Source organism: Mycobacterium kubicae (assembly GCF_015689175.1).
GTDB lineage: Bacteria > Actinomycetota > Actinomycetes > Mycobacteriales > Mycobacteriaceae > Mycobacterium > Mycobacterium kubicae.
The window spans coordinates 4,933,005-4,957,233 of the sequence record NZ_CP065047.1 but is presented as its reverse complement, the minus strand read 5'-3'; the positions used below and the strand labels follow the sequence as shown (position 1 = coordinate 4,957,233).

General features: G+C 64.1%; 22 protein-coding genes and 9 pseudogenes. 15 read left to right on the top strand and 16 right to left on the bottom strand.

The window, feature by feature from the left end; genetic code table 11:
- Positions 1 to 46: 46 nt before the first annotated feature.
- The 4 genes and pseudogenes from I2456_RS23190 to fdxA all read right to left on the bottom strand — a co-directional run.
- A pseudogene (locus tag I2456_RS23190) lies at positions 47 to 199 on the bottom strand (hypothetical protein); the annotation flags it as partial.
- Positions 192 to 1,079, bottom strand: a pseudogene (locus tag I2456_RS23185) (APC family permease); the annotation flags it as partial. The pseudogenes I2456_RS23185 and I2456_RS23190, both read right to left, overlap by 8 nt.
- A 95-nt stretch (positions 1,080 to 1,174) precedes the next feature.
- Positions 1,175 to 2,260, bottom strand: a pseudogene (gene dapC / locus I2456_RS23180) (succinyldiaminopimelate transaminase).
- Positions 2,261 to 2,322: 62 nt separating this feature from the next.
- Positions 2,323 to 2,649, bottom strand: coding sequence for a ferredoxin (gene fdxA, locus I2456_RS23175; RefSeq protein WP_007168467.1), 327 nt, complete (start codon positions 2,647 to 2,649; stop codon positions 2,323 to 2,325).
- Positions 2,650 to 2,997: 348 nt separating this feature from the next.
- Here fdxA and I2456_RS23170 point away from each other — a divergent pair, with 348 nt between their 5' ends.
- The 7 genes and pseudogenes from I2456_RS23170 to I2456_RS23140 all read left to right on the top strand — a co-directional run.
- The gene (locus I2456_RS23170) at positions 2,998 to 3,276 is read left to right on the top strand and encodes a transposase (RefSeq protein ID WP_007168468.1); all 279 of its coding nucleotides are present in this window, start codon (positions 2,998 to 3,000) and stop codon (positions 3,274 to 3,276) included.
- Positions 3,273 to 3,428, top strand: a complete 156-nt coding sequence (locus tag I2456_RS23165) for a hypothetical protein (protein ID WP_154074411.1) — start codon at positions 3,273 to 3,275, stop codon at positions 3,426 to 3,428. The genes I2456_RS23170 and I2456_RS23165 overlap by 4 nt, the downstream gene beginning before the upstream one ends.
- 75 nt (positions 3,429 to 3,503) lie before the next feature.
- Positions 3,504 to 3,953, top strand: a complete 450-nt coding sequence (locus I2456_RS23160) for a DDE-type integrase/transposase/recombinase (protein ID WP_007168470.1) — start codon at positions 3,504 to 3,506, stop codon at positions 3,951 to 3,953.
- Between the two features lie 403 nt (positions 3,954 to 4,356).
- Positions 4,357 to 4,590 (top strand): annotated as a pseudogene (locus I2456_RS23155) (hypothetical protein); the annotation flags it as partial.
- 596 nt (positions 4,591 to 5,186) lie between these two features.
- Complete coding sequence (locus I2456_RS23150; protein WP_007168472.1) at positions 5,187 to 6,296, top strand: NAD(P)H-dependent amine dehydrogenase family protein; 1,110 nt, start codon at positions 5,187 to 5,189, stop codon at positions 6,294 to 6,296.
- Positions 6,297 to 6,612: 316 nt separating this feature from the next.
- Positions 6,613 to 7,257: a cation:proton antiporter gene (locus tag I2456_RS23145; RefSeq protein WP_230493326.1), complete on the top strand. Its 645-nt coding sequence runs from the start codon at positions 6,613 to 6,615 to the stop codon at positions 7,255 to 7,257.
- A gap of 48 nt (positions 7,258 to 7,305) precedes the next feature.
- Positions 7,306 to 7,788 (top strand): annotated as a pseudogene (locus I2456_RS23140) (transposase); the annotation flags it as partial.
- 32 nt (positions 7,789 to 7,820) lie between these two features.
- Here the strand turns inward: I2456_RS23140 and I2456_RS23135 are convergent.
- From I2456_RS23135 to I2456_RS23125, 3 genes are all read right to left on the bottom strand, one after another.
- A complete protein-coding gene (locus tag I2456_RS23135) occupies positions 7,821 to 8,231 on the bottom strand; it encodes an IS30 family transposase (RefSeq protein ID WP_241007794.1) in 411 nt (136 codons plus the stop codon).
- A 154-nt stretch (positions 8,232 to 8,385) separates the two neighbouring features.
- Positions 8,386 to 9,840 carry a group II intron reverse transcriptase/maturase gene (ltrA, locus tag I2456_RS23130; protein WP_033711551.1) on the bottom strand — a complete coding sequence of 485 codons (1,455 nt, stop codon included), beginning with the start codon at positions 9,838 to 9,840 and terminating at the stop codon, positions 8,386 to 8,388.
- Positions 9,841 to 10,383: 543 nt separating this feature from the next.
- The gene (locus tag I2456_RS23125; protein WP_033711281.1) at positions 10,384 to 10,821 is read right to left on the bottom strand and encodes a hypothetical protein; all 438 of its coding nucleotides are present in this window, start codon (positions 10,819 to 10,821) and stop codon (positions 10,384 to 10,386) included.
- Positions 10,822 to 10,978: 157 nt separating this feature from the next.
- Between I2456_RS23125 and I2456_RS28965 the strand changes: the two genes are divergently transcribed.
- Positions 10,979 to 11,113, top strand: coding sequence for a hypothetical protein (locus tag I2456_RS28965; protein WP_277395689.1), 135 nt, complete (start codon positions 10,979 to 10,981; stop codon positions 11,111 to 11,113).
- 204 nt (positions 11,114 to 11,317) lie between these two features.
- Here the strand turns inward: I2456_RS28965 and I2456_RS29230 are convergent.
- Positions 11,318 to 12,665, bottom strand: a pseudogene (locus I2456_RS29230) (IS256 family transposase).
- Between the two features lie 76 nt (positions 12,666 to 12,741).
- Here I2456_RS29230 and I2456_RS28695 point away from each other — a divergent pair.
- The 5 genes and pseudogenes from I2456_RS28695 to I2456_RS23085 all read left to right on the top strand — a co-directional run.
- Positions 12,742 to 13,144 (top strand): annotated as a pseudogene (locus tag I2456_RS28695) (DnaB-like helicase C-terminal domain-containing protein); the annotation flags it as partial.
- Positions 13,137 to 13,431, top strand: a pseudogene (locus tag I2456_RS23100) (transposase); the annotation flags it as partial. The pseudogenes I2456_RS28695 and I2456_RS23100, both read left to right, overlap by 8 nt.
- A 90-nt stretch (positions 13,432 to 13,521) precedes the next feature.
- Complete coding sequence (locus tag I2456_RS23095) at positions 13,522 to 14,370, top strand: IS30 family transposase (RefSeq protein ID WP_420029196.1); 849 nt, start codon at positions 13,522 to 13,524, stop codon at positions 14,368 to 14,370.
- A gap of 543 nt (positions 14,371 to 14,913) precedes the next feature.
- Positions 14,914 to 16,368 (top strand): group II intron reverse transcriptase/maturase, encoded by a 1,455-nt coding sequence (ltrA, locus tag I2456_RS23090; protein WP_033711551.1) that lies wholly within the window; start codon positions 14,914 to 14,916, stop codon positions 16,366 to 16,368.
- Positions 16,256 to 16,942, top strand: coding sequence for an IS30 family transposase (locus I2456_RS23085; RefSeq protein ID WP_372585603.1), 687 nt, complete (start codon positions 16,256 to 16,258; stop codon positions 16,940 to 16,942). The genes ltrA (I2456_RS23090) and I2456_RS23085 overlap by 113 nt, the downstream gene beginning before the upstream one ends.
- A 101-nt stretch (positions 16,943 to 17,043) precedes the next feature.
- Here I2456_RS23085 and I2456_RS23080 read toward each other — a convergent pair whose 3' ends face one another.
- Entirely contained in the window at positions 17,044 to 17,196 is a 153-nt protein-coding gene (locus tag I2456_RS23080) for an enoyl-CoA hydratase-related protein (RefSeq protein ID WP_007168480.1), read from the bottom strand.
- Positions 17,197 to 17,407: 211 nt separating this feature from the next.
- Between I2456_RS23080 and I2456_RS28955 the strand changes: the two genes are divergently transcribed.
- Positions 17,408 to 17,530 carry a hypothetical protein gene (locus I2456_RS28955; protein WP_255250777.1) on the top strand — a complete coding sequence of 41 codons (123 nt, stop codon included), beginning with the start codon at positions 17,408 to 17,410 and terminating at the stop codon, positions 17,528 to 17,530.
- Between the two features lie 691 nt (positions 17,531 to 18,221).
- The gene (locus tag I2456_RS23075) at positions 18,222 to 18,560 is read left to right on the top strand and encodes a hypothetical protein (RefSeq protein WP_080691075.1); all 339 of its coding nucleotides are present in this window, start codon (positions 18,222 to 18,224) and stop codon (positions 18,558 to 18,560) included.
- A 417-nt stretch (positions 18,561 to 18,977) separates the two neighbouring features.
- On the opposite strand, the gene I2456_RS23070 is transcribed toward I2456_RS23075, so the two are convergent.
- The 7 genes and pseudogenes from I2456_RS23070 to I2456_RS23040 form a co-directional block, all read right to left on the bottom strand.
- Complete coding sequence (locus I2456_RS23070) at positions 18,978 to 19,283, bottom strand: hypothetical protein (protein WP_007168485.1); 306 nt, start codon at positions 19,281 to 19,283, stop codon at positions 18,978 to 18,980.
- Positions 19,284 to 19,343: 60 nt separating this feature from the next.
- Complete coding sequence (locus I2456_RS23065; RefSeq protein WP_007168486.1) at positions 19,344 to 19,685, bottom strand: hypothetical protein; 342 nt, start codon at positions 19,683 to 19,685, stop codon at positions 19,344 to 19,346.
- Between the two features lie 20 nt (positions 19,686 to 19,705).
- A complete protein-coding gene (locus I2456_RS23060) occupies positions 19,706 to 20,113 on the bottom strand; it encodes a type II toxin-antitoxin system VapC family toxin (protein WP_007168487.1) in 408 nt (135 codons plus the stop codon).
- Between the two features lie 3 nt (positions 20,114 to 20,116).
- Entirely contained in the window at positions 20,117 to 20,389 is a 273-nt protein-coding gene (locus I2456_RS23055; RefSeq protein WP_033711258.1) for a type II toxin-antitoxin system Phd/YefM family antitoxin, read from the bottom strand.
- A gap of 489 nt (positions 20,390 to 20,878) precedes the next feature.
- A pseudogene (locus I2456_RS23050) lies at positions 20,879 to 21,097 on the bottom strand (transposase); the annotation flags it as partial.
- A gap of 46 nt (positions 21,098 to 21,143) precedes the next feature.
- Positions 21,144 to 23,087, bottom strand: a complete 1,944-nt coding sequence (locus I2456_RS23045) for a tyrosine-type recombinase/integrase (RefSeq protein WP_007172497.1) — start codon at positions 23,085 to 23,087, stop codon at positions 21,144 to 21,146.
- A complete protein-coding gene (locus I2456_RS23040) occupies positions 23,084 to 24,133 on the bottom strand; it encodes a tyrosine-type recombinase/integrase (RefSeq protein ID WP_007172498.1) in 1,050 nt (349 codons plus the stop codon). The genes I2456_RS23045 and I2456_RS23040 overlap by 4 nt, the downstream gene beginning before the upstream one ends.
- Positions 24,134 to 24,229: the final 96 nt, after the last annotated feature.

The window sequence follows — 24,229 nt, the reverse complement described above, 5'->3', positions numbered from 1 at the left end:
CGGCCGCCTCCTTTGCTGTCTTTTAAACACACGACAGCGCACAGGATTACGGCCTCATCTGCCTTGGCGGCAGGGTCGACTCGTGTTGCACCCACTCCCCGGGCCAGCCCGACGCCAACAACCGGCCACCGGAGACCGCCACCGCGACTTCGGCCAGCGACACCTCGGGCAGCGCGAACCGGCGCTCGATCACGGACGAGGACGAAGAAGATATCGCCGATTGGTCCGTTGCCGAAGACCGCACGACCGACCCGCGACAAGACCGATGGATATTCAGTGACATACGGCGTTGCATGAGTGACGTACGCGAGATAGGCGACACCGGCCAGCAAGAACCCGAGAATGCAGGCCATCGCGGTGAGCACTCGACGTGCGTTGACGCCCTGCGGCTTTCGGAAGACGTCGACTGTATTTGGAAATCGCCTCAACCCCGGTCAATGACGAACCCCCGTTGGCGAACGAACGCAGCAAGGTCAGGATCGTGGCGCCCATCACCAAGCCGTTGCCCTGCTGTACCGGCACCGTTCCGGCCAGGTGATGCGGGTCGTACACCGGTAATTCCCAAAATATTTCGCGAATGACACCCACCACGATCGTCAGACTGATCATGGCGATGAAGGAGTAGGTCGCCACCGCGAACGGCATTCCCGCTTCCTTTAAGCCACGCAGGTTCAGGTAGCAGATGACAAGCACCACGCCAACCGTGATGGCTAGGCTGTAGGGACCCAACACCGGGATCGCCGACACCACCGCCACCGTTCCAGCCGCCGACTGCACTGCCACCGTGACCACATAGTCGATCAACAGTGCAGCGGCCGCGACCTGCGCGACCCGGGGTCCGAAATTCTCCCGCGCGCCAACGCCGCCAGCCCGGCCTGGGGCAGCAGTTCGATCAAGATCTGCTCCGGGCCGTATGCGGTCGATGAGATTGCGTCCGGTGAAAGTGCCCCAAGCGCAACGGGATTCGACAACTTCTCGGATGTCAGGTTCTCGGTAATCAGCGGCTTTCCCAGAAAGACGCGCTTGGCTATGTCCCCGACAGTCGCCGGGATACGCTGCTTGCCAGTCGAAGTTGTCACGACCACATTCTTTACCCGAGGTTGAGCGCTAAGGAAGCACTTGGCAACGCCTTCGATGCATTCTGCCGCCCGCCCCCTCCACGCGGGTGCGCAAGCTAAGCGAGGCGGCCGGCCGCGGCGGCGACGCGCTCGTCAGTGGCGGTCAGCGCAACCCGCACATGCTGTGCACCGCGCGGGCCGTAGAACTCGCCGGGCGCCACCAGGATGCCGCGCGTGGCCAACCACGGATGCTGTCCCGGCATGGCTCACCGCGGGTGGCCCACAAGTAGAGTCCTGCTTCCGAATAGTCGATAGCAAAACCGGCTGAGCGCAGCGCCGGCAACAGGGCCGCCCGCCGCCGCGCGTACCGCTCGCGCTGCAGCTTTTCGTGATCGTCGTCGTCCAGCGCGGCCACCATGGCAGCCTGCACCGGCGTCGGCACCATCATTCCTGGCATGTCTGCGTACTGCCAGCAGTTCGACGACCAGGGCGGGATCACCGGCGACGAAACCGGCCCGGTATCCCGCGAGCGACGAGCTCTTCGAGAGCGAGTGCAGCGCTAGCAGCCCGGTGTGGTCGCCATCGCAGATGGACGGATGCAGCACCGACAATGGCTCGGCATCCCAGCCCAATCCCAGGTAGCACTCGTCGGAAGCCACCACAACGCCACGATCGCGCGACCACCCCACCACCTTGCGCAGGTGTTCGGCGCCCAGCACGCGCCCGGTCGGGTTGCTCGGGGAGTTCAGATACACCAGTGTCACCGATTGCGGGCCCAACTGGGTCAGCGAGTCCGCGAGCAGCACCTGCGCTCCCGCCAGCCGGGCGCCGACGTCATACGTCGGATACGCCAGTTCCGGCGCCACGACCACATCCGCTGGGCCCAGGCCCAGCAGGGTCGGTAGCCAGGCGATGAGTTCTTTGCTACCGATCACCGGCAGCACGGCCGCCTTGGTCAGCCCGGTGATGCCGAAGCGGCGGTCAAGGGCAGCCACTGCCGCTTCACGCAGCCGCGCAGTACCGGCGGTTGCCGGATAGCCCGGCGCGGAACTGGCGGCCGCCAACGCCTCTCGGATCACCGGCGCAACCGGATCTACCGGAGTGCCGATGGACAAGTCGACGATGCCGTCCGGATGGGACCCGGCCAGCGCCTCCGCCTCGGCCGACGTGTCCCAAGGGAAATCCGGCAGGGAGGCCGACACTCCCCTGCGAGCGGGTGGTACCCCCAGTCGGCCCATCCCGGGCTTCTGCAGCACCGGCGCGCTCAGTCGCCTTCGCCCTGCGGTGGCAGATCCTTCACCACTTGGGGATCGTTCTCGGTCATGCCGACCTTGGCCGCACCACCCGGCGACCCCAGCTCAACGAAAAAGTCGGCGTTGATCTGCGTGTACTGGCTCCACTGTTCGGGCACATCGTCTTCGTAGTAGATCGCTTCGACAGGGCAGACCGGTTCACAAGCCCCACAGTCGACGCATTCATCGGGGTGGATGTAGAGCATCCGAGCACCCTCGTAGATGCAGTCGACCGGGCACTCCTCAATGCATGCCTTGTCCTTGATGTCGACGCAGGGTTCGGCAATTGTGTACGTCACGGACGTCTCCTCAAGGTGTCCTCCATGTAATGCCCCGTGTGGGCTGCCGTTCGCATTGTCGCGGCGGTTCTGGACCGCTTCCAGACAAAGCGTTTGATTACTGATACTAGACGTTGCACATACACGTCAACCACTTGGCACGCCCGTCAGACCGCAGTGCTATGCACCTAGTCGCACCTAGTCGCACAGCGGCGTGGTGTGCCATTTCTGCTGCCCGGATGGCACCGGCGTACGCGACCTTGGTGTCGCTGTGCGAACAGGCCGGCTCGGGCTACCAGTTACCCCCTGGTTGATCAAGTTCCTGTGGGAGTCCGATGCCCCAGAATTGGGGCGAGGAGGACTCGATTCATGGCACGTCGACGGCATACACCGGAGCAGGTGGTCCGCAAGCTTCGTGAGGGTGAACGGCTGCTCGGTGAGGGCAAAGACCTCGGGGAGGTCTGCCGGCATCTGGAGGTCAGTGAGCAGACCTGGCATCGCTGGCGAAATCAGTACGGCGGGATGAAAGCCGAAGACACCAAACGGCTCAAGGAGCTTGAGCGGGAGAATCAGCGGCTCAAGAAGCTGGTCGCCGAGCAGGCCCTCGACATCGACATGCTCAAGGAGATGAGCCGGGGAAACTGGTGAGCCCCGACCGTCGGCGGCGAGCGGTGGTGATGCTCGTCGAGCGGTTCGGGGTCTCGCAGCGGCGTGCCTGCCGGGTGGTCGGCCAACACCGCTCGGTGCAGCAGTATGGGCCGCAACGACCCGATGGCGTCGAACAGCGGCTGCGCGCCTGACTGCGGGAGATCGCCATCAGCCATCCGCGGTGGGGCTGGCGCAAGGCGCACGCCATCGCCAAGTCAGAAGGCCTCGTGGTCAATCCCAAACGCACGCACCGATTGTGGAAAGACGAACGGCTGCAACGTCCGTCGAAGACCCGCAAGCGGCTGCGCCTGGGCCACAGTGCGGCGCACCGGCGCATGGCGGCGGCCCGCCCCGATCACGTGTGGGCGCTGGACTACCAGCACGACCTCACCGTCGACGGCCGCCAGCTGCGTTTCCTCAACGTCATCGACGAGTTCACCCGCGAGGCGTTGGCGACACGGCCACGTCGGTCGTGGAACGCCGATCAGACCACCGGACTGCTCGACGAACTGATCATGACCACTGGCCGCAAGCCCGAACACATCCGAATGGACAACGGACCCGAACTGACCAGTCACGCCCTCGCCGACTGGGCCCGCTTCGGCTCGGTAGGCGCCGTGTTCATCCAACCCGGCGCACCGTGTTCGGGGGCATTCAGGTTGAGCACTTGGGGGTAGCGATCCGGCACTGACGGTGATCAGTTCGTCGGCCGGTCGTTTCTGCGTTTGGTCTTTGTGGTGTCGGGGCGGCACGGTGATCACGTCGTTGTGGGCGGCGGCCCTCCCGATGTCTCTGGGCGGAGTCTGCGGGAGGGCCGTCTTCGCGCTTGGAGGCGCAGTGGTCACGGTAGAGGCAGATGTCGATGTGGTCGAGCGCAGGCTGGCGGCGGGCGAGTTGAGCTGCCCGGCATGCAGCAGCGTGCTGGCGCGTTGGGGGTGGGCCAGGCCGCGACAGCTGCGCGGTCGGGACGGGTCGGTGCGGTTGTGTCCTCGCCGGTCGCGATGCACCGGCTGCGGGGTGACGCATGTGTTGTTGCCCGTGACCGCGTTGCTGCGCCGTGCCGACACTGCGGCGGTGATCGTGTCGGCGCTGGCTGCCAAGGCGTTGCGGCGGCGGGTGGGGTTTCGCCGGATCGCGGCCGACTTGGCCCGTCCGGTGGAGACGGTGCGGGGCTGGCTGCGTCGCTTCGCCGAGCGGGCCGAGGCGGTGCGGTCAATGTTCACGGTCTGGTTGCGCGCGGTGGACCCCGATCCGGTGATGCCTGAGCCGGCCGGCGGGGTGGTCGCCGATGCGGTGACGGTGATCGCCGCGGTCGCGGGCCCATTTCGATGATCGACCCGACATATCACGTGATCGAGGACCCCGCGAAGGCCGGCAGGCCCGGGGACTCCGGGGAATCCGGGCAACGCAGCGAAACGTAATCTTTTGGCCGGATATCGGGCTGACCCGAGGGGTGTAAATGGCCGAAAGCCGGGCAGTTAGATTCGTTAACTAGTGGGCGGTGTACGTCATGCCCGCGGTCGACGGAAAGGACAGCTGTGAAGCGACTGGCAGCCGTGTTGGTGTCCGTGTTGGGTTTCGCATTCACCGCCAATGGTTACCGGGCGCTGACTAAGCGCCCGTACGGCTCGGTTTTCGCGTCGGAACTTCCAATGCAATCGCTCGGCGTCCAGGTCACGGCGCTGGCGGCGGTGGCTGGGGCTGCTGGGCTTGCGCCACGTCGGGCGAAAGGCCGACGAACCGCTGACCGCTGCGCTCGATGCCGGCCTGGGTCCCGAGCGTCGCACCGAGTCGGGCGATCTATGGAAGCGGCCCGCGCCCGCAGGTGCGACCGCGAAGAAACCTGGCGTGGGACGAATGCTGCGGATCTACCGTGACTACGCGCATGACGGCGATATCAGTTACGGGGAGTGCGGCTCCAGGAACCATCTCGACATCTGCTCCGGTCCAGGTCGGGCCAGTGGGGCGTCGGCAACGTCGGAACGGTGGCGCTTCGCCATTTCGTCGGTAACCCTGCGTACGAGGTGGTCGGCGTGCTCTGTAATCGTCCGGAAAAAGTTGGCAAGGATGCCGGTGAGCTCGTCGGCGCCGCGCCGATCGGTGTGCTTGCGACCACCGACAAGGAAGCCATCGAAGCGCTTGACGCCGATTGCGTGTTCTATGCGCCACTTTGGTCCGATCCCGAAGAGGTCTGCCGTCTGCTGCGCGGGGGCAAGAACGTCGTCGCCTCGGGTGGCGCATGGTGGTATCGAACCGAACACAGCAAGGCGGATATCGACAAGATCGACGCAGCGTGTCACGAGGGCGGTACTTCGTTCCACGCAGGTGGTATCAATCCTGGCTTTGCCGGAGACCTGCTCGTGCTGACGCTGGCCCGAATCGTCAGCCGGATCGACGCTATCCACATCTACGAGGTGGTGAATTTCGGCAAGGACACTTTGAAGTACCTGCACGAGATGGGGATGGGGAGCGATCCCGAAGAGTTTCTGGCCGGACCGAATCTCCTGGGGAACGCATGGCCGTTGTTCGCCCAGTCGATGGCCATGGTGGCGGACGGATTCGGCAAGACGGTCGACAAGTACACAACGGATGTAGAGTTAGGGACGGCCACGCGCGACATCCGGTACGAAGGGGGGCCGACCAGCGACATGCCAGGCTTTAAGGGCGTGATCAAGAAGGGAACAGTCGCCTCACAGCATCACAAGTGGACGACTTGGGTGGACAACAAGACCTTCATCACATTCCACGAGATGTACACGATGGACGAATACAATGCCATTGAGCCGCAGCCTGATTGGGGCGGTCACTATCACTATCGCATCGTGATCGAGGGCGACGAACCCACCGAGCTGATCCTCCAAGCGCCTCCGGATGCGCAGGGCAACTACCCGAAGCCGGGCTACACCTGGACCGCGATGGGCCCCGCGAACGCGATTCCAGCCGTTTGTGACGCCCCGCCTGGATTCCTCACCCATAAGGAGCTCGGGCTTGTGCCGCTGCGCGGCCTGGTGCGCTTGTAGCGATTACAAAACCGCTGGGCCCGAATCAGCCGGGAGACGGCGGGAGGATCCCGCGAATCCGGGCCGTGAGCCACGAGGCCACCGCTCAGGTTTTGCGCGCCGTCAATGAGCTTGCGGACCAGGAGGGTTCTCGCTCCGGCGGGTATTTCGTGCGGGCAGTGGGGGCGATGAAGCCACGTCATCCTTGCGGTCGGGGTCGCTGTCACCTCGGTGCCGGCGGTGTCAAAAATCTTCGCCGACCTGAAAATCCTGGACACACGGTTCAGGCAAGACGACTCTGCATCCGTGGCAGATGTTCTGGCACCTTTTCGCAACGGTGGCCTACTTCATCCTCGGGCTCAAGCTTGTTCCACGCGTCATCAAGCGCATCAACACTTCTCGCTGGAATGTCTTTGCGCGGCAGTCGCCCACCGGCTACCCCATAGCGGTCCTGCTGGCATACTGCGCAGTTGTCGGAGCCCTCGACGTCAACCTCGTCTTCGCGGCGTTCCTCGCAGGTTTTGCCGTCGCGCATAGGAAGCGCAGGATCTTCGCCGACGCGCTCGAGGCAATCGGCAAAGTCTCCTTCGCCTTCTTCATTCCCATCTACTTCGCGATCGTCGGCCTGAAGCTGGATCTCATCCGCGGCGTCTCGGTATGGATGATCGTCATCTTCATTGTCGGCACCTGCGCGATCAAAGTGATGTCGGTATCGCTCGCCGGGCGGTTCGCGGGTTTCCGGGGACTTGACCTGATCAACCTTGCGATCACCACCAACGCCCGCGGTGGCCCCGGCATCGTTTTGGCCAATGTCGCCTTCGACGCCGGCATCATCAGCTCAAAGTTCTACACCACACAGGTAATCGCAGCCGTGCTCACCTCCCAGTTCGCCGGTACTTGGCTCGACTACGTCATGCGTAAAGGCTGGCGGGACTGTCTGAACAACGGTGGATCTGATCTTGGTCTGTCACGCCGAGCGTGAGCTTGGCGGGAAGGACTGACGATGTCAGAAACACTCGATCCTGTGGCGATGGAACTGGATCAACGGCAGCTCGCTGAGCAGCTGCTGGCGCAGGCAAAAGAACAGGGTGTCGAGCTGGTCGGCCCGAACGGGCTGCTGAATCAGTTGACCAAGAACGTGCTGGAGACCGCGCTGGATGCCGAGATGGCCGAGCACCTGGGCTATGACAAGCACGACCCTGCCGGGCGCGGCAGCGGGAACTCCCGCAACGACACCAGGGCCAAGACGGTGCTCACCGAGATCGGCGCCGTCGAGATCGAAGTGCCTCGCGACACCAACAGCAGCTTCGAGCCGCAGATTGTCAAGAAGCGTCAGCGTCGGCTGACGGGTATCGACGAGATCGTATTGTCACTCACGGCAAAGGGATTGACCACCGGTGAGGTCGCTGCCCACTTCGCCGACGTCTACGGCGCCACGGTATCCAAGGACACGATCTCGCGGATCACCGACAAGGTAGTCGCCGAGATGACCGACTGGTGTAACCGGCCACTGGTGCCCGGGCGGATTCCACTCATCGTTGCGAATCAGTGAAGTGTGTACTGACGCTCCCATCGTCGCAGAAGTTCGGTCGGGGTGTTGTCCTTGAGGCACAGTCGTGGGCGGTCGTTGAGTTCATCGGCGATCTGCCGGAGTTGGCCGTCGTCCCAGATGCTGAGGTCGGTGCCCTTTGGTAAGTATTGGCGTACAAGCCCATTGGCGTTCTCATTACTTCCGCGTTGCCAAGGTGAGTGTGGGTCGGCGAAGTAGATCTTCAGCCCTGTCGCCGCCTCGATACGTTTGTGATGAAACATCTCGTTGCCCTGGTCCCAAGTCAGGGTCCGGCGCAGTTTGACCGGCATTTGGGTGAACGTTGCGATCAGGGCATCCCCGACATGCTGTGCCGAATGTCCATTCGGCAGTCGAATCAGCAGTGTTAGACGCATCTTTCGTTCCACCAGCGTTGCGACCGCCGACCGCTGCTGGGCGCCGACGATGTAGGGGTCGGACCGGGGCGCGGTGCCGGGATTGCTCCTGGCCCGTTTCCCCGGCCCGCCCTCCGCACCGGACGTGCGACTCTCGTCGCATCCGGCGCTCCACGGACTGCCACCGTTATGCGGGGACCGAGGTCGCCGCTGTGCTGGTCCACGGTGTGGGGATGTTGCTCGCCCGCCACCGATACCGAGTGATCGGAACGGTGGTGGTATCGAACATGACGATCCCATTCTCTTGCGGACGATTGCCTGGCCTTCCGGTCAGGAACCGCCGGTAGAGCTCCGCCCACGTGATCCGCTTGTGCCGTTTGAGCAGCCACTGGGTGACCCGATGCCAGGCAAAGGAATCGAGGTATCCGAAGGTTGCCTTCGACACACCGTGACGGAAATACGCACACCATCCTCGGAGCACCGGGTTGAGGCGTCCGAGGAGATCAGCAAGGCCATGATGACGTGCCTTCTTGGTCAGCGCCCGCACCTTCGTCATGATCGAAAGCAGCGCCTTCTTCGACGGGTAGGTGTAGACAGCTGCCTTGTTCGTGCCCTTCTTGCGGCGCCGCTGGATGCGGAATCCGAGAAAGTCGAACCCCTCGTCGAGGTGGCATACCTGGGTCTTCTCCACGGATAGCCGTAGCCCCAGTGGGGCAATGACATCCGCGACTTCGTCCCATAATGCGTCCGCGTGCGCTTTGGTTCCGGCCACCATGATCACGAAATCGTCGGCATAGCGGACGATCCGATAGGTGGCCCCGCCACGTTTGCGATGGGCATCTCGCCGCTGAGATGTCCGATGGGCATCCCATTTCACACGGAAATGTGCGTCCAACACCGTCAGAGCGATGTTGGCCAGCAGCGGTGAGAGTATGCCACCCTGGGGTGTGCCGGTATCAGATTCCCTGACCGTTCCGTCGCCAGACATGATGCCCGCCTTCAGGAATGCCTTGATCAGGGCCAGGACCCGCTTGTCGACGATCCGCGTGCGTACTCGTTCCATGATGGCGGAGTGAGCCAGTTCGTCGAAACACGCCGCGATGTCAGCCTCGAAGACCCAGTGATAGTTCCGGGTCCCCAAAGCATGTATCTCGGCGATCGCGTCCTGAGCGCGACGTCGGGGACGGAAACCGTAACTGACCGGCTCGAAATCCGCCTCGAAGATCGGCTCCAACACCAACAGCAACGACGCTTGAACCGTGCGGTCCATCGCCGTGGGAATACCGAGCCGCCTGAGTTTGCTGCTCCCTGGTTTGGGAATGAGTATCTCCCGCACCGGAAGTGGAGCAAATGTCCGTGCCTTCAGTTCGGTTCGAACGTGGCTCAGGAACGCCACCGTCTCGGCATCTCCGGTTATGGACGCAGGAGTCAGCCGGTCGACACCGGCTGAGCGTGCGCCCTTGTTGCCCCGCACCCGTTCCCACGCGACGGTGAGAAAGTCCGGGTGGTGGACGAGGTTGAACACATCATCAAAGCGGCGGTCGGAATCTTCGACCGCCCAGTGGTGCAGCTTGCGTTGCATCTGTCGTACCTGCCATGCCGCCTGATCGGGATCGGGCCATGACAGCTCACCGGTATTCACCAGTGCCTCCGTTCGTGTCGTGTTCGCTGCATCAATTCCGCTGGGGCCCTTCGCCATGCACGAGGCTTTCCCCCGCTCGGACTACTACGGCCCCTCCGCCCCACCGCGTGGCCATCGACAGACGACGCGTCAACCCGGATTCGGCGCCCTCGGCTGAGGACGACGACACGGGAGCCTCGCGATGGTTCCCACGTTCACTGCTGACCGCTCGAGGAGGGAGGTGCCCAGCTATGCCCCTGCGATATCGCCACGGCTACGCCGCAGGCATTCACCGTGGCCTCCAGCGGCAGCGACCTAAACCGCAGCCGGAGTTCCCAACACCGAGACGCCAGTGGTGTTGGTGCGCATCGCAGACCAGCCCGAATCCACCGGGTTAGAGCTGGCGGGAGACTTGAGAGGCGTTAAAACACTGGTTCCTCGCGTACACCTTCTCCTCATGCTTGCCGGACCCAGGCCATCCGGTAGTGCCGGCCTGTCCCGTCGTTGTCGGGGCTGCTTACCACCCTCGCCGGCGTCTCCCGGTCCAGGCTGCCCCCAGCTTCGTTACGCTGCTGCGACAGCACAACGGCGCAGGTCTCTCACCTCCGCTCGGTCACACAGCGCCTCGTGGCGCACGAGGTCACCCTCCCAGTGGCCCGCCTGTCGGCGGGTTTGGACGCTCGCCGGTCGCTCGTGGATTGACCGCAGCTTGGTGAGTTGTTTCAGCGCGCCGTCGATAGCGCGATCCGTACCGAGGCCGACACGCTGGAGCGCATTCGGCGGCTGGCAGCCCACTACGACGACGCGACGATCGCGCGTCTGCTCGCACGGCAGGGCGTGATGACTGCGACCGGGCTGGCGTTCACCCGCGACCGGGTTGGCAGCCTGCGCCGCAAACACGGTATCGCCGGGCCGACCGAGCCTGTCGTACCCGTCGGCGACGATGTACGCATGGTCAGTATCGCCGAAGCCGAGACGCTGCTGGGGCACCTCCCGCGCCACTCTCTACCGGTGGCTGGCAAGCGGCTTCATCCACGGCGAGCAACATCGCCCTGGCGACCCGTGGCGGATCCGCATCGACCCCGAGCTACGCGCCAATATCACCCCAGACACACCCGACGGATGGGTTGGGCTCGAGCAGGCTGCCCGCCGACTCGGCGTGGCCAAACAGACCGTCCTGGATCGAATCCGCCGCGGAGAGCTCAACGCCGTCCACGTCAACCGTGGCCAACGCAAAGGCCTGGCCATCCAACTGCCGCTGCCGGAGGAGACCTTGTTCACTACGGCGCCATGAAACGCCGACAGCAGCTTGTCGCATCCGGTCCAGAACACCTAATCGCACCACCCGCCCGACCATGAACACCAACAACAACGCAGCATTCGGCCCGAATCTGGACCGAATGAGACAAACGACGAAAGGAAATTAGCAGTGAGAACCGGGATCGACCGGGTTGCCCAACTCGTCGCGCAGATCGATCGTTCGCTTGCGTTCATGAGTCTATGCGGTAGCGCTGACAGGCTCGGTTGGCACCAGGCCAGTTTCGGTGTGATTTTGCGGATTCCTTTGCGGCAGTTCGGTCGGTGGGTCGTGCAGCGATCTGCGTAGGTCGGCCAGCAGCCGCAGCCCGGCCGGGGTCATGGTGAACCCGCGCCATCCGGCGCTGGCGCGGTCGAGTACGGCCCACACCAGTGTGAGGCAGGAGTACTCGCCGGGCAGGCGGCCGATCACCTTGACTCTGCGCCGTGTTTCGCCGAAGGTGCGTTCGATGAAGTTGGAGTGTCGGGCCCTGGGCCAATGCTCACGGGGAAACCGCAGGTAGACGGTCAGCGAGTCGCGGTCATCGAGCAGGGCCCGCACTGCGGCCGGGTAGGAGTCGCGCCAGCGCTTGGCGAACGCGTCGGTCCTGTTTTGGGCGAGTTTGACCGCGGCGATGCCGGGTTCGACATCGGCTGGTAGGTCGAAGACCGCCCAATAATCGGCTTTGACGTCAGCTTGGGCATTCTTGGGCACCTTGGCCAGGATGTTTCTGGCGCGATGAATAAGACACCGCTGCCGCAACGCCGCGCCCATGGTGGTCTCGACCGCGCCGATCAGCCCGGGTGCGCCGTCGCTGATCACCAGCAGTGGGCACGCCAGGCCGCGTTCGCCGAGCCCGCGCAAGAACCCTTCCCAGGCCGCACCGGATTCCGAGGAGGCCGCCTCAAGCCCGACGAACACCGGTTTGCCGTCGGTGTCGATACCCCACGCGGCCAGTACCGGCTCGGCTGAGGCGCCTGCGTGGTATTTAAAGTGCGACCCGTCCAGGAACAGGTAATCGAGCTCGACGTCGTCGAGGCGGCGAGCGCTCCACTGCTCGAACTGAGCCGTTGATGTCCTCGCAGATGCGCGACACCGTCGACTTCGACACCGCGGCGGCCTCGCCGAGCGCTTCGACCAGGGTGGCCTCCACGTCGCGGACCGACAACCCGCGCACGAACCCGGCGATCACCAATGCCTCCAATGCGTTGGTCTTGGTTACTCCCTTGCCGAACAGCTGGGAGGCGAACCGCTCGGTGGTGCCGCGCATCTTCGGCCGTGCCAGCGTCACCGGTCCCGCGGTGGTCTTCACCGTGGTCGGGCAGTATCCGTTGCGCATCCCGGCGCGGGCGTCCGCACAGCTCGCGGTCCGCTGGTAGCGGTCCCGGCCCAAAAACGCGGCCACTTCGGCCTCGATGGCGGTCTGCAGCAGCAACCGGGCACCAAGCCGGGCTACTTCCTCGATCGCGCCCGCCAGGTCCTCGCCGCCGGCGAACACACCATCAATTTCTGCCTGCAACCGCTGCACAGGCGATACCCTCTTCGACACGGACGTAGGCTCCTTCCATCAGACTGGCCGGTCTTCGAGGGAACCTACGTCCGGATTCTTTTACACCGCGGCAGGGACACGACCTAGCGAGGACACTGTCGCGTTAGAGGACTTGCTGACTCCGACACTCGACGAGTTGGACACGATCGCTACCAATGGCGGTCTGGCGCGGGGCGTGCCGACCGGATTCGCTGATCTCGATGAGATCACCTGCGGGCTTCAGCCAGGAACCATGGTTACCGTTGCGGCTCGTCCGGGCGTTGGAAAAGTCCGTTCTAGCACTGGATTTCATGCGATCGTGTTCGCTCAGACATCGGATGGCCAGTGTCATCTTCTCGTTGGAAATGAGTAAGTCCGAAATTGTGATGCGGCTGCTGGCGGCCGAAGCGAGGGTCAAACTTGCGGATATGCGTTCGGGGCGCATGAATGACGATGACTGGATCCGGGTGGGCGGCACCATGAGTCAAATCAGCGATGCCCGGATTCGGCCCGTTGCTAGGAGGCGGAATTCGTGGCCGCGATTAACGGCGATCTAGCTAACTACGAGACCGTGGATAGGCTTGCGGGCATCGCTGGTCTTTCACCAGTGCCACACGATTCCGGGCGCGTCACGGGCAACCTGAAACGTCCACGCAGGTATGACCGGCGCTTACTCCGAGCCTGCTACATGGCTGCCCACAACAGTCTCCGCACCAGTCCAGCATCGCGTGCCTTCTACGACCGGAAACGAGCCCAGGGCAAACGCCACAGTTGTCGGCGTCGTCTGAAAACTGACCCCGTGTCGACGCGGTGGTTTCTAGGTGCGGTCGCAACACTTCTCTAGATTCTGGAGGTTGTGTTGGCATCGTCGCGTCGGGTGAAGAAGGGGCCGGGACGTCGTCCGCAGTCGGCCAAGCGTCAGCGGTTCATGGAGTTGCGGGCTCGCGGGTGGAGCGTGCGGGCCGCGGCCCGCGAAGTCGGTGTGTCCCGGTCCGCTGCGACGAACTGGACACGCGGTTACAAGACCTACCGCAACGGCGTCGCGGTCGGGTTCGTCCCGCCGCTAGATCGACTAGCGGTCCGCCAGATCAGCACGCGATACCTGTCCCAGGACGAGCGCATCGAGATCGCCGATCTGCATCACTCAGGGCTGAGGGTGCGGACGATCGCCACCCGACTCGGTCGAGCGCCGTCGACGATTTCGAGGGAGCTACGGCGCAACGCACCAGCCGGCCGCGGATATCAGCCCTTCGATGCCCACCGGCGAGCCACCGCGCGACGAGCACGTCACCACCGCCGTCGGGTCGACACCAACGACCAGCTCGGTAACGCGGTCGCCGAGCTGCTTCTTCAGCGTTGGAGCCCCCAACAGATCAGCCGTCACCTCCGCCACCGCTTCCCCGATGATTCATCGATGTGGTTATGCCACGAAAGCATCTATCAAGCTGTCTATCAACCGAATTCACGTTTCATGCGGCCCTCGCGATTAGCGCCGCACCGACGCTCACCGCTGCGCACCGGTCGAGATCACCGCCGAGCGCATCACCGCCAGAGTTGCCGGCGGCCGCGGTTCCAGCAGCCGATGCTCACCATCCACGACCGGTCCTTCTCGGCTGTCGACCGGTCTGAAGCCGGCCACTGGGAAGGCGACCTTGTGCGCCACGAGGCGCTGTGTGACCGAGCGGAGGTGAGAGACCTGCGCCGTTGTGCTGTCGCAGCAGCGTAACGAAGCTGGGGGCAGCCTGGACCGGGAGACGCCGGCGAGGGTGGTAAGCAGCCCCGACAACGACGGGACAGGCCGGCACTACCGGATGGCCTGGGTCCGGCAAGCATGAGGAGAAGGTGTACGCGAGGAACCAGTGTTTTAACGCCTCTCAAGTCTCCCGCCAGCTCTAACCCGGTGGATTCGGGCTGGTCTGCGATGCGCACCAACACCACTGGCGTCTCGGTGTTGGGAACTCCGGCTGCGGTTTAGGTCGCTGCCGCTGGAGGCCACGGTGAATGCCTGCGGCGTAGCCGTGGCGATATCGCAGGGGCATAGCTGGGCACCTCCCTCCTCGAGCGGTCAGCAGTGAACGTGGGAACCATCGCGAGGCTCCCGTGTCGTCGTCCTCAGCCGAGGGCGCCGAATCCGGGTTGACGCGTCGTCTGTCGATGGCCACGCGGTGGGGCGGAGGGGCCGTAGTAGTCCGAGCGGGGGAAAGCCTCGTGCATGGCGAAGGGCCCCAGCGGAATTGATGCAGCGAACACGACACGAACGGAGGCACTGGTGAATACCGGTGAGCTGTCATGGCCCGATCCCGATCAGGCGGCATGGCAGGTACGACAGATGCAACGCAAGCTGCACCACTGGGCGGTCGAAGATTCCGACCGCCGCTTTGATGATGTGTTCAACCTCGTCCACCACCCGGACTTTCTCACCGTCGCGTGGGAACGGGTGCGGGGCAACAAGGGCGCACGCTCAGCCGGTGTCGACCGGCTGACTCCTGCGTCCATAACCGGAGATGCCGAGACGGTGGCGTTCCTGAGCCACGTTCGAACCGAACTGAAGGCACGGACATTTGCTCCACTTCCGGTGCGGGAGATACTCATTCCCAAACCAGGGAGCAGCAAACTCAGGCGGCTCGGTATTCCCACGGCGATGGACCGCACGGTTCAAGCGTCGTTGCTGTTGGTGTTGGAGCCGATCTTCGAGGCGGATTTCGAGCCGGTCAGTTACGGTTTCCGTCCCCGACGTCGCGCTCAGGACGCGATCGCCGAGATACATGCTTTGGGGACCCGGAACTATCACTGGGTCTTCGAGGCTGACATCGCGGCGTGTTTCGACGAACTGGCTCACTCCGCCATCATGGAACGAGTACGCACGCGGATCGTCGACAAGCGGGTCCTGGCCCTGATCAAGGCATTCCTGAAGGCGGGCATCATGTCTGGCGACGGAACGGTCAGGGAATCTGATACCGGCACACCCCAGGGTGGCATACTCTCACCGCTGCTGGCCAACATCGCTCTGACGGTGTTGGACGCACATTTCCGTGTGAAATGGGATGCCCATCGGACATCTCAGCGGCGAGATGCCCATCGCAAACGTGGCGGGGCCACCTATCGGATCGTCCGCTATGCCGACGATTTCGTGATCATGGTGGCCGGAACCAAAGCGCACGCGGACGCATTATGGGACGAAGTCGCGGATGTCATTGCCCCACTGGGGCTACGGCTATCCGTGGAGAAGACCCAGGTATGCCACCTCGACGAGGGGTTCGACTTTCTCGGATTCCGCATCCAGCGGCGCCGCAAGAAGGGCACGAACAAGGCAGCTGTCTACACCTACCCGTCGAAGAAGGCGCTGCTTTCGATCATGACGAAGGTGCGGGCGCTGACCAAGAAGGCACGTCATCATGGCCTTGCTGATCTCCTCGGACGCCTCAACCCGGTGCTCCGAGGATGGTGTGCGTATTTCCGTCACGGTGTGTCGAAGGCAACCTTCGGATACCTCGATTCCTTTGCCTGGCATCGGGTCACCCAGTGGCTGCTCAAACGGCACAAGCGGATCACGTGGGCGGAGCTCTACCGGCGGTTCCTGACCGGAAGGCCAGGCAATCGTCCGCAAGAGAATGGGATCGTCATGTTCGATACCACCACCGTTCCGATCACTCGGTATCGGTGGCGGGCGAGCAACATCCCCACACCGTGGACCAGCACAGCGGCGACCTCGGTCCCCGCATAACGGTGGCAGTCCGTGGAGCGCCGGATGCGACGAGAGTCGCACGTCCGGTGCGGAGGGCGGGCCGGGGAAACGGGCCAGGAGCAATCCCGGCACCGCGCCCCGGTCCGACCCCTACATCATCGGTAATAACCACCTCTCGGCGATCGGCACTCTGGTCGAACGCCAGACCCGGATGCTGCGGTTGGTGCATCTGCCTCGCAGTGACGCCGACTCCCTGCACGCGGCCTTGGTGGCCCGCATGAAGGATCTGCCACCCACGCTGATGCGGTCGATCACCTGGGACCAGGGCACCGAGATGGCGCGCCACCTTGCCACCACCGACAAGCTCGGCGCGCCCGTCTACTTCTGCGACTCCAGATCACCCTGGCAACGCGGCACGAACGAGAACACCAACGGACTGCTGCGCGACTACTTCCCGAAGGGCGTCACCCTCATCAGCCACCCGCCGGAGCAGTTGTTGGCCGTCGAACACGAACTCAACCATCGCCCCCGCATAGTCCTCCAAGACCGTTGCCCCGCCGATCTATTCGCTGCCCTGTTAGTCTCGAGTGATCCGTCGGTGTTGCGACGTTGAGTAGAACCCACCCCGTCGTCAACACCTCACACCTCTGCCGCGTGGACCGGCCCTAAGTCATTACGTCACGATCGGCGGTGCCCTTGCCGCCGCGAGTGTCCTCACGGGCAAGACACTGCGAAAAGACCGCGCTTCGGCTCCATCACCGCGAATCGTGCGTCGGGCACGGCCACTCGGATGTCGGTGGAGCTCAACATCTCGAATCCGCCCGCCACGCAAGTGCCGTTGACCGCGGCGATGATCGGCTTGTACACGGGGAAGCGATGCAGGACGGCGTGGATTGCGTCGAGCTTGTCCAGAGAAGAATCCGGTTATTTCCGCCTGCATCCTGCGAGTCCGAGGCGGTCGGCGGCATCTCGCTGCCAGATGTCAAGACCCGGGTGTGTGCCAAGTGATAGGTCGACGGTTCGGCGTGTTCGTTGGTCGCCTGTCTACCGGATGGTCATGAGGCGTTCGGTCGGCCCGGTGCCTGTAGGTGAGGGCGGGGTGGCAGCCGCGGTGTTTCTGTGGGACGGTGCGGCGCTCGATTCGATGCGGCTGCGGCCGGTGCTCATTGCGGCGATCCCCTCTTCGGGTGCGTTTCAGTAGATCTGCATATCAGTACGCGGATCAATGAGGGGTCCTGCACTTGGGCCCAAGGTGAGGCGCGGCACCCCTCGCGCGTCGTCGGCGATGAGTTGCCGGCGGGCGTCTGCTGAGGCCCTGTGTTGGGGACGGTCTAGGTGCACGCGGCGAGGTGTGACTGCTGATCGGACTACGCAGGGAGCGATTTTTGGCCAACAGCGATACTGAATTCTAGGAAGAAAGGTTTCTGCAGATATCGGGCACCAACCGAGTAAGTCTAGTTTGCTGGCACCTTGAAACTCTGATAATCGTAATCAAGTCAGACTCTGGCCTGAATGATTCACGTTGTGCTCGATATCAGTAAGTACGCAGACGCGAATTGGCGCATGTCAGTACACCAGTACATGGTTGTTGAACTGCTGCAATATACGATTGTAGGTGTGGAAGTCAGTGTCTACTGAAACACTGAATTTATGAATATGAATCACTTTGCAAACAAGGTAGCCCAATTGGCTTGACGCTCACTTTCTGTAGTAGCTAAGCTGCATTGCATAGCCAAAGTTCATACAGCTGGTGGCATTGCTATCACCAGTTGTGGGAATCCAGTTGTGGGAATGGAGGTGAGCCCCATTACCACCTAAGTGACTGTGCAACGCACGACAAGTGCGCCGATCATAACGCGATCATCTAATGATCCATGAATTCGGAGGGGAACATGACTTGCAAGACACGACGCCGCGGTATCACGATCAAGCTCGGCATGGCCGCAGGTGCAGCTTTGGCCGCCGGGCTCATCCCGATAGCCAGCGCGGGCGCTGCCTGGGCGGATGAGCCAGACCCAGGGATCACAGTTGGGGGCGGCGGGTCTGGTGGAGTGTCCACCCCGATCGGTGGGGGCAGGGCGTCGACCGGCGGGTCCGGTGCTTTCAACGACAATGGCGGCGGCTTCGGTACTGGCACGTCGGGCGGTTTGACCGGTCCGGGCGGCGCTGGGAGCGGCGCTTCCACCGGCGCGGGCGGTGGTTTCACCCTGCCGGGATTGCCGGGATTTTGAGGTAGGCACCGCAGCGGGAATCGACATTTGACTGGCGTGGCCGCTAGCCGCGCAGCAACGGATGTCGACATGCGGGGCAAGCGGATGACGCACCCCGAAGCCTCGGGAGAGGACGTTTGCTTGGTGATTGGGACCGGTCGCCCGAGTCGCGCACATCGTGGCCGGGCGACCGCTCGTCGGCGGGTATGACGGTCGGCTGCCGAACACGCCTGGCGCCTGAAGCGGCCACCCATGATGCCGAGCATGAAGTGTTGGTGCGCGCGCCCAGTCGCAAAGTTCGTGATTGAGGCGTGACGGGCGGTCCACCACGCAACGCACGATGTCTTGCGGTCACCATCTTCCACCATCTTCGAGCCAGCGCCCGTTCACATCCGGCCACCAGGTCGGCAACGGGTCGCGGCGGGCAAGGCGGGCGGTTCATCGCGCTGCGCGGCGCACCAGACAGCGCGGTCGCCTGGCGTTTCTGCCGCGCGCTCGCAACGCCGTGCTGCGCCGCTTCATCGAGGCTGCAGTGCGCTTCATCGCGTCGATGAGGTCCTTGGCCTCGCCGATCGATTCCAAAATGGCCACCCGAGCTTGGCCGGCCTCCTTAGTCAGTGGTGTGCCCAGGAGCTGCCAGTCCGAGCGCAGCCAGTCGCGCGCCGCGCTGAGCGCTGATCTCACTTCGTCGATGCAGGCGCGGGCGTTCTCGAATAGTTCGGGACGAGTTGGCAGGTCAGCCATGGGTTGTCCTTTGCGGCGGGTTGTAGCGGGAAGCCGTGGGAGTGACGGCCGGCGAGGTTTTCACCAGCCGGCGTAGGCAAGGGGCAGGTCGGCGATGACTTGTCGGCGTGATTCGTCGAGGCTGGCAGCAATGTCGCTGAGGCCATTTGCGCCAAGTGATCGCAAGAGTTCGCCGCCGGGCTCAGAGTTGTAAAAGCTCACCATCGCCGCAAGGAACATCGCTTCGCCCGAGGACAGCCATCCGATAGCTGATCGGATCTCGTCGACCCTCGGCGAGAGATCCCACTTGCTGGTCGCGCTGTCCGGGGAAGTCTGGCCGTCGGCGAACCATCGGGGACCGGCGATCTCTACACCGCGCTGCCACGCTTGAAAAACGGTCTCATCATAGAAACGTGCTGACATGTGTTCTCCTCCTGAGCCGTTCATGAGTTTCTTCCAGGTGTGACAATCGTTATCCCGAGGGCACGGGCGGCGTCGCTGAGTCGACTGTCATAGGCGACCATGGCGGTCAATGGTGCTGTGGATGCGGCGATTTGAGCGGTGGCCAGGTGTATCGCATCGAGCGAGCGCAGCGCCGGATCGGGGTAGGCGGCCGCGGTGGCGCGGATGACCTGGTCGATTTCGAACCGATCCAGTCTGGCCAGCACAGAGGGGACAGCAGATAAGCCATTTGGGGCGACTGCGCGGATGGCTCTGGGGAGCTCCACTTCAGCCAAGGCAGATGTTATCCAACGTGTTTCGGTGCGTTCATCGAGCCAGTCAGCTAGAGCATCAGATTCGACTTCGATCCGGATCAGCTTGACCAGAGCCGAGGTATCCAGGTAGATCACCGGCTAATACCTTTCCTCGGCGCGCAGACGTTGCAATAGCGCGCCGGCGTCGAGATTGTCGTGCATCGGAACGGTCGGCCGCGGGGCTGGGCCGGCCAGCGTCGCCGGTTGCACTCTGCCGGCAGTGATCAACGCATCCAGTGGGCCGGCGGTAGCGGGGATTATTCGGGCGATGACTTCCCCGCGCTCAGTAAGCGTGATCTCTTCGCCACGCTTGACGCGGGCCAAGACCTTTGCCGTCTCTTGGTTGAGCATTCGGAGAGGTACTTCACTCATACCAATAATGTACTACATAGTTGTACTACATGCTATGGTGGCGCAACTGGTTCGGAGCGCCGGCGGCCCATGTCCACACGCCCGCCCCCGAGAATCAACCTATCGACGAAGCCGTTCAGGAACTCCGCGCCGGCCTCGTCGTCAGGCTCGCGGCCATCGGTGCTCACAAAGGGACCTATCCGTCTCTAGCTGCCTTGTCAGCTCAATTCTCACAGGTGGGGCAGAGATATGCGACGGTCAGCGCGTGGTTATACGGCCGAGCCATTCGCTTGATGCCGGCGGTCTGCGGGCGGTGCCGCTCAGTCAGTGCCGTCGTCCCGACCATTGGTGGCGCCAGCCACTCGGCCAACCTAGCCTTGACCTGCTCCGCCTGCTCCCGACTGTGGCACATGTCGTTTGCCATCTTTCCGAGTGTTACGCGGCAGGGGAGAAGGTCAAGTCCAGGGACGTGGTGTACGACGTCGTCGTGTGATTCTTCGACTTGGTGGTTTAGGCGGTCAGTGCCGCCGGGGTGTCCTCCTGTTCTGTTGATGGCGTGTGGTCGGCGCGGGATTTGCTGAGGACGTCGAGGCCGAGGTAGCGGCGGGATTCGGCCCATTCGTCGTGTTGTTCGGCCAGCACCGCGCCGACGAGGCGGATTAGGGCGTTGCGGTCGGGGAAGATTCCGACGACGTCGGTGCGCCGGCGGATTTCCTTGTTGAGTCGTTCTTTTATCCGGCCCTCGGGGGCGGGTCAACCCGTCGGGGTGGGATGTTCATCGATCGAGGCGCTGGAGGTGGTCGGTAAGGGCGTGGGCGACGCGGTCGTGGCGGGCGGCTTCGTCGGTCCAGCCGCGGCACTCGGCGTCGGTTCTGAGGGCCTGGACGTCGGCGAGTTGGTCGGTGAGCGTGTCGCGGAATTCGGGGGCGGTGACGTAGTTGTCGCAGGTTTCGCAGATGTTGGCATAAGGGCACGCGCCCGCGGATTCGTGGCGAGCGCAGTATCCGTGTGCAACGCGGGTTTTCAGCATTTCACTGTGCAGCCAGCCGACCTTGTCGGGCAGGATCGGTTTGCCGACCGGGGTGAGGGTGAACTGGCGGCGCATCTTGCCCATCGCTTCGTCGTAGGCCGCGCGCAGGGTGGGCGAGGCCAGGGTGGCGTAGCGGATCGTCATTTGTGGAGTGACGTGCCCGAGTAAGGACATCAAGGCCTGCAGACTCATCCCGGCGTTGGCGAGTTCGGTGGCCCAGGTGTGGCGCAACTGATGTGGAGTGACCATCAGGACGCCGCCGTCGGGACGGTGCAACCCGGCGGATTCAGCGGCGGTGAGCAGCCCGTTGCGCAGCCGGGTGTAGCCCAGGCGGCGTCCGTGCCGGGTGAACAGAAAGTCGGTGAGCACGCCGGTGCGTGGGTGCGGCAGCGGCCGGTGCGTGCCGCGGAGGGCGACCCACTCGTCGAGCGCGGCGAGGGTCGCGGCGGAGAGCGGGACCATGCGTTCGGTGGCGAGCTTGCCCAGTGGCACCTTCAGCCAGGTTCCGGCCGGTCCGTAGTCGATGATGCTGCCCAGTTCGAGGTCGAGCAGTTCCCCCGCCCGCAGGCCGGCACCACGCAGCACGGTCAGGCCGATGCGGGCGAACGGATCCTGCAGGTGGGCAACGGCGTTCATCACTGCCGCGTCCACATCGGGTGCTAGCGCGCGTGGCAACGGCTGGTCGAGTTTGGGGACGTCGGCGGCGAATACCAACCGCCGTGGTGGGGCCTGCGCCCAGCCCCAGGCGGTGATGTCGTCGAGCAGGTTGCGCAGACTGAGCACTGCCGACTGGGCCACCGCGGCCGAGACGGTGCGCCCGGCGCCCGCGGCGGCGCGCTGACCACGCCAGCCCCGGGTGCGATTCCATTTCAGGTAGCCCTCGATGCAGCTCCGGTCGAGTTCACGCAGGCTGATGACGTCGGGATGGTGAGCGGTGAGGTATTCGGCGAAGGGCAGCAGGTCGTTGATCAGCGACTCGACCGATTTGGGCCGCAGCACCGCCGCGCGCACGCCGATGTAGCGCAGCAACGTCTGACGGATCGGGTCGGGCATCTCCACCTCGGTGAAGCGCTGCTCGAGGCTACGGGCCCACCGCCGGCGTTTCGGCGCGGTGTCGATGACCGCGGTCTCGAACAACAGCTGCCGCAGGCTGGCCAGCCGCCCCCTGTATGCCCGCCGCGACGATGGCGGCACCACGGTACGTGACAGCGCGGCGTCGAAGTCGTCGAGCGCGTCGCCGGTCAGGTCGGCGACCATTCCGCCGTGGTGTGCCAGCACTACCGCCAGACATTCGCCGAGGACCGTCTCGACCCAGGAACTCCTCCAGCCCAACCGAATTCCCGCATTCCGCAACGCGGCGAATCCGCTCGGATCCCGGTCCTCCACTGCGCGGCCCAGCCCGGTCAACTGTTTGACCGCGGCCAGCTCGACGTCCAGCCGTAACCGGCCGGTGCCGATCGTGTGACAGATCAGCGGCCACGCCCCGGTGTCCCGTATCTCGGCGATCCGCTCGGCTGCCGGCAGCGTCATCCAGGCGTGCAGGTCGCGGTGGCGTGCGGTGAAGTCGCGAGCGATCCGAATCCGGTCGCGTACCGCCCGCCCGCTCAAACCCAGGGTGGCGACGTGGTCGAGATAATCCGCCACCACCTCGTCGGCGCCTACGGGTTGGCCGACCAACACCGTGGTCACTGCCGGGCTCCGGCCAACGTCGCACGAGCAGCACCGTATTCGGCGGCGAGCTGCTCGATCGACAAATGCACGTAGCGGGCCGTGGTCTCCGGCGAGACATGCCCCATCAACGCCCGCAACGCCAGCAGATCGATTCCGGCCGCCGACAATTCGGTGCCGTAGGTATGCCGTAAACGGTGCGGGCGGACTCTTGTGGCGCCAGAGGTCTCCCGGTGCCGACGGAACAGGCTGCGCAGCCCGGCCTCGCTGACCGGTGCACCGGTCGTCGGGCCGCGCAGCACTACGAAGCACTGCGGCGTCGCCAACCCCGGCGGCCGCTCCCATCGCAGGTAGGCGGCGAGCTCGGTGAAGAACGCCGCATCGACCGGGACATGACGTTCCTTGCCGCCCTTGCCGATCACCCGAAGCCGGCGCCGGCCCATATCGACGTCGGCGAGCAGCAGGCCACGCGCCTCGGCCGAACGCAGCCCTCCGAGTAGCATCACCAGCACCATCGCCCGGTCCCGGTGCGTTGCCAGTGTCGCCAGGAACGCGTCGACATCGTTGGTGGACAACGATTCCGGAAGACGCTGCGGCTGACGCACCAACCTACCGCCACTGCGTGCACGCCCGGGACCCAGATGACCGAGCAACCCCCGCTGCGACTGGCGCAGCCCCTGTCCCCGCCGCGGCGACGGCACCGGATTGTCGGTGCAGACACCGGTCATCACCAGATACTCGAATAACGCGCGCACTGCCGCGACCCGGCGGTTCACCGTCGAAGCTGCCGGCGGGGTCGACGAGCGGTGACCGCCGGTGGGCTGGTCCGTTCGGCGGACGCCTTGCCAGTCGATCCAGTCGAACACCAACGGCGCATCGACCGCGGCGAGCCCGACCGCTTGCTGGACGAGGAACCGGCTCAAATTGGCGACGTCGAATGCGTAGGCCCGCACCGTGGCCGCGCTGAACCCCCGTCCCGCCAAATGGTTGAGAAACGCGTTCACCGCGTCCTGCCCGTCCCAGTCGCCCTCCAGGACATATCCGCTGTCGCTCTTGAGTACCCGCATCGCCGCTCCGCCTTCCCCCACCGAGATGCAGACAGCATCCATCCGTGCTCAGCGCTTGTGCGTGAACCTCACGCTGCAGCCCGAACCGTGTCCCCG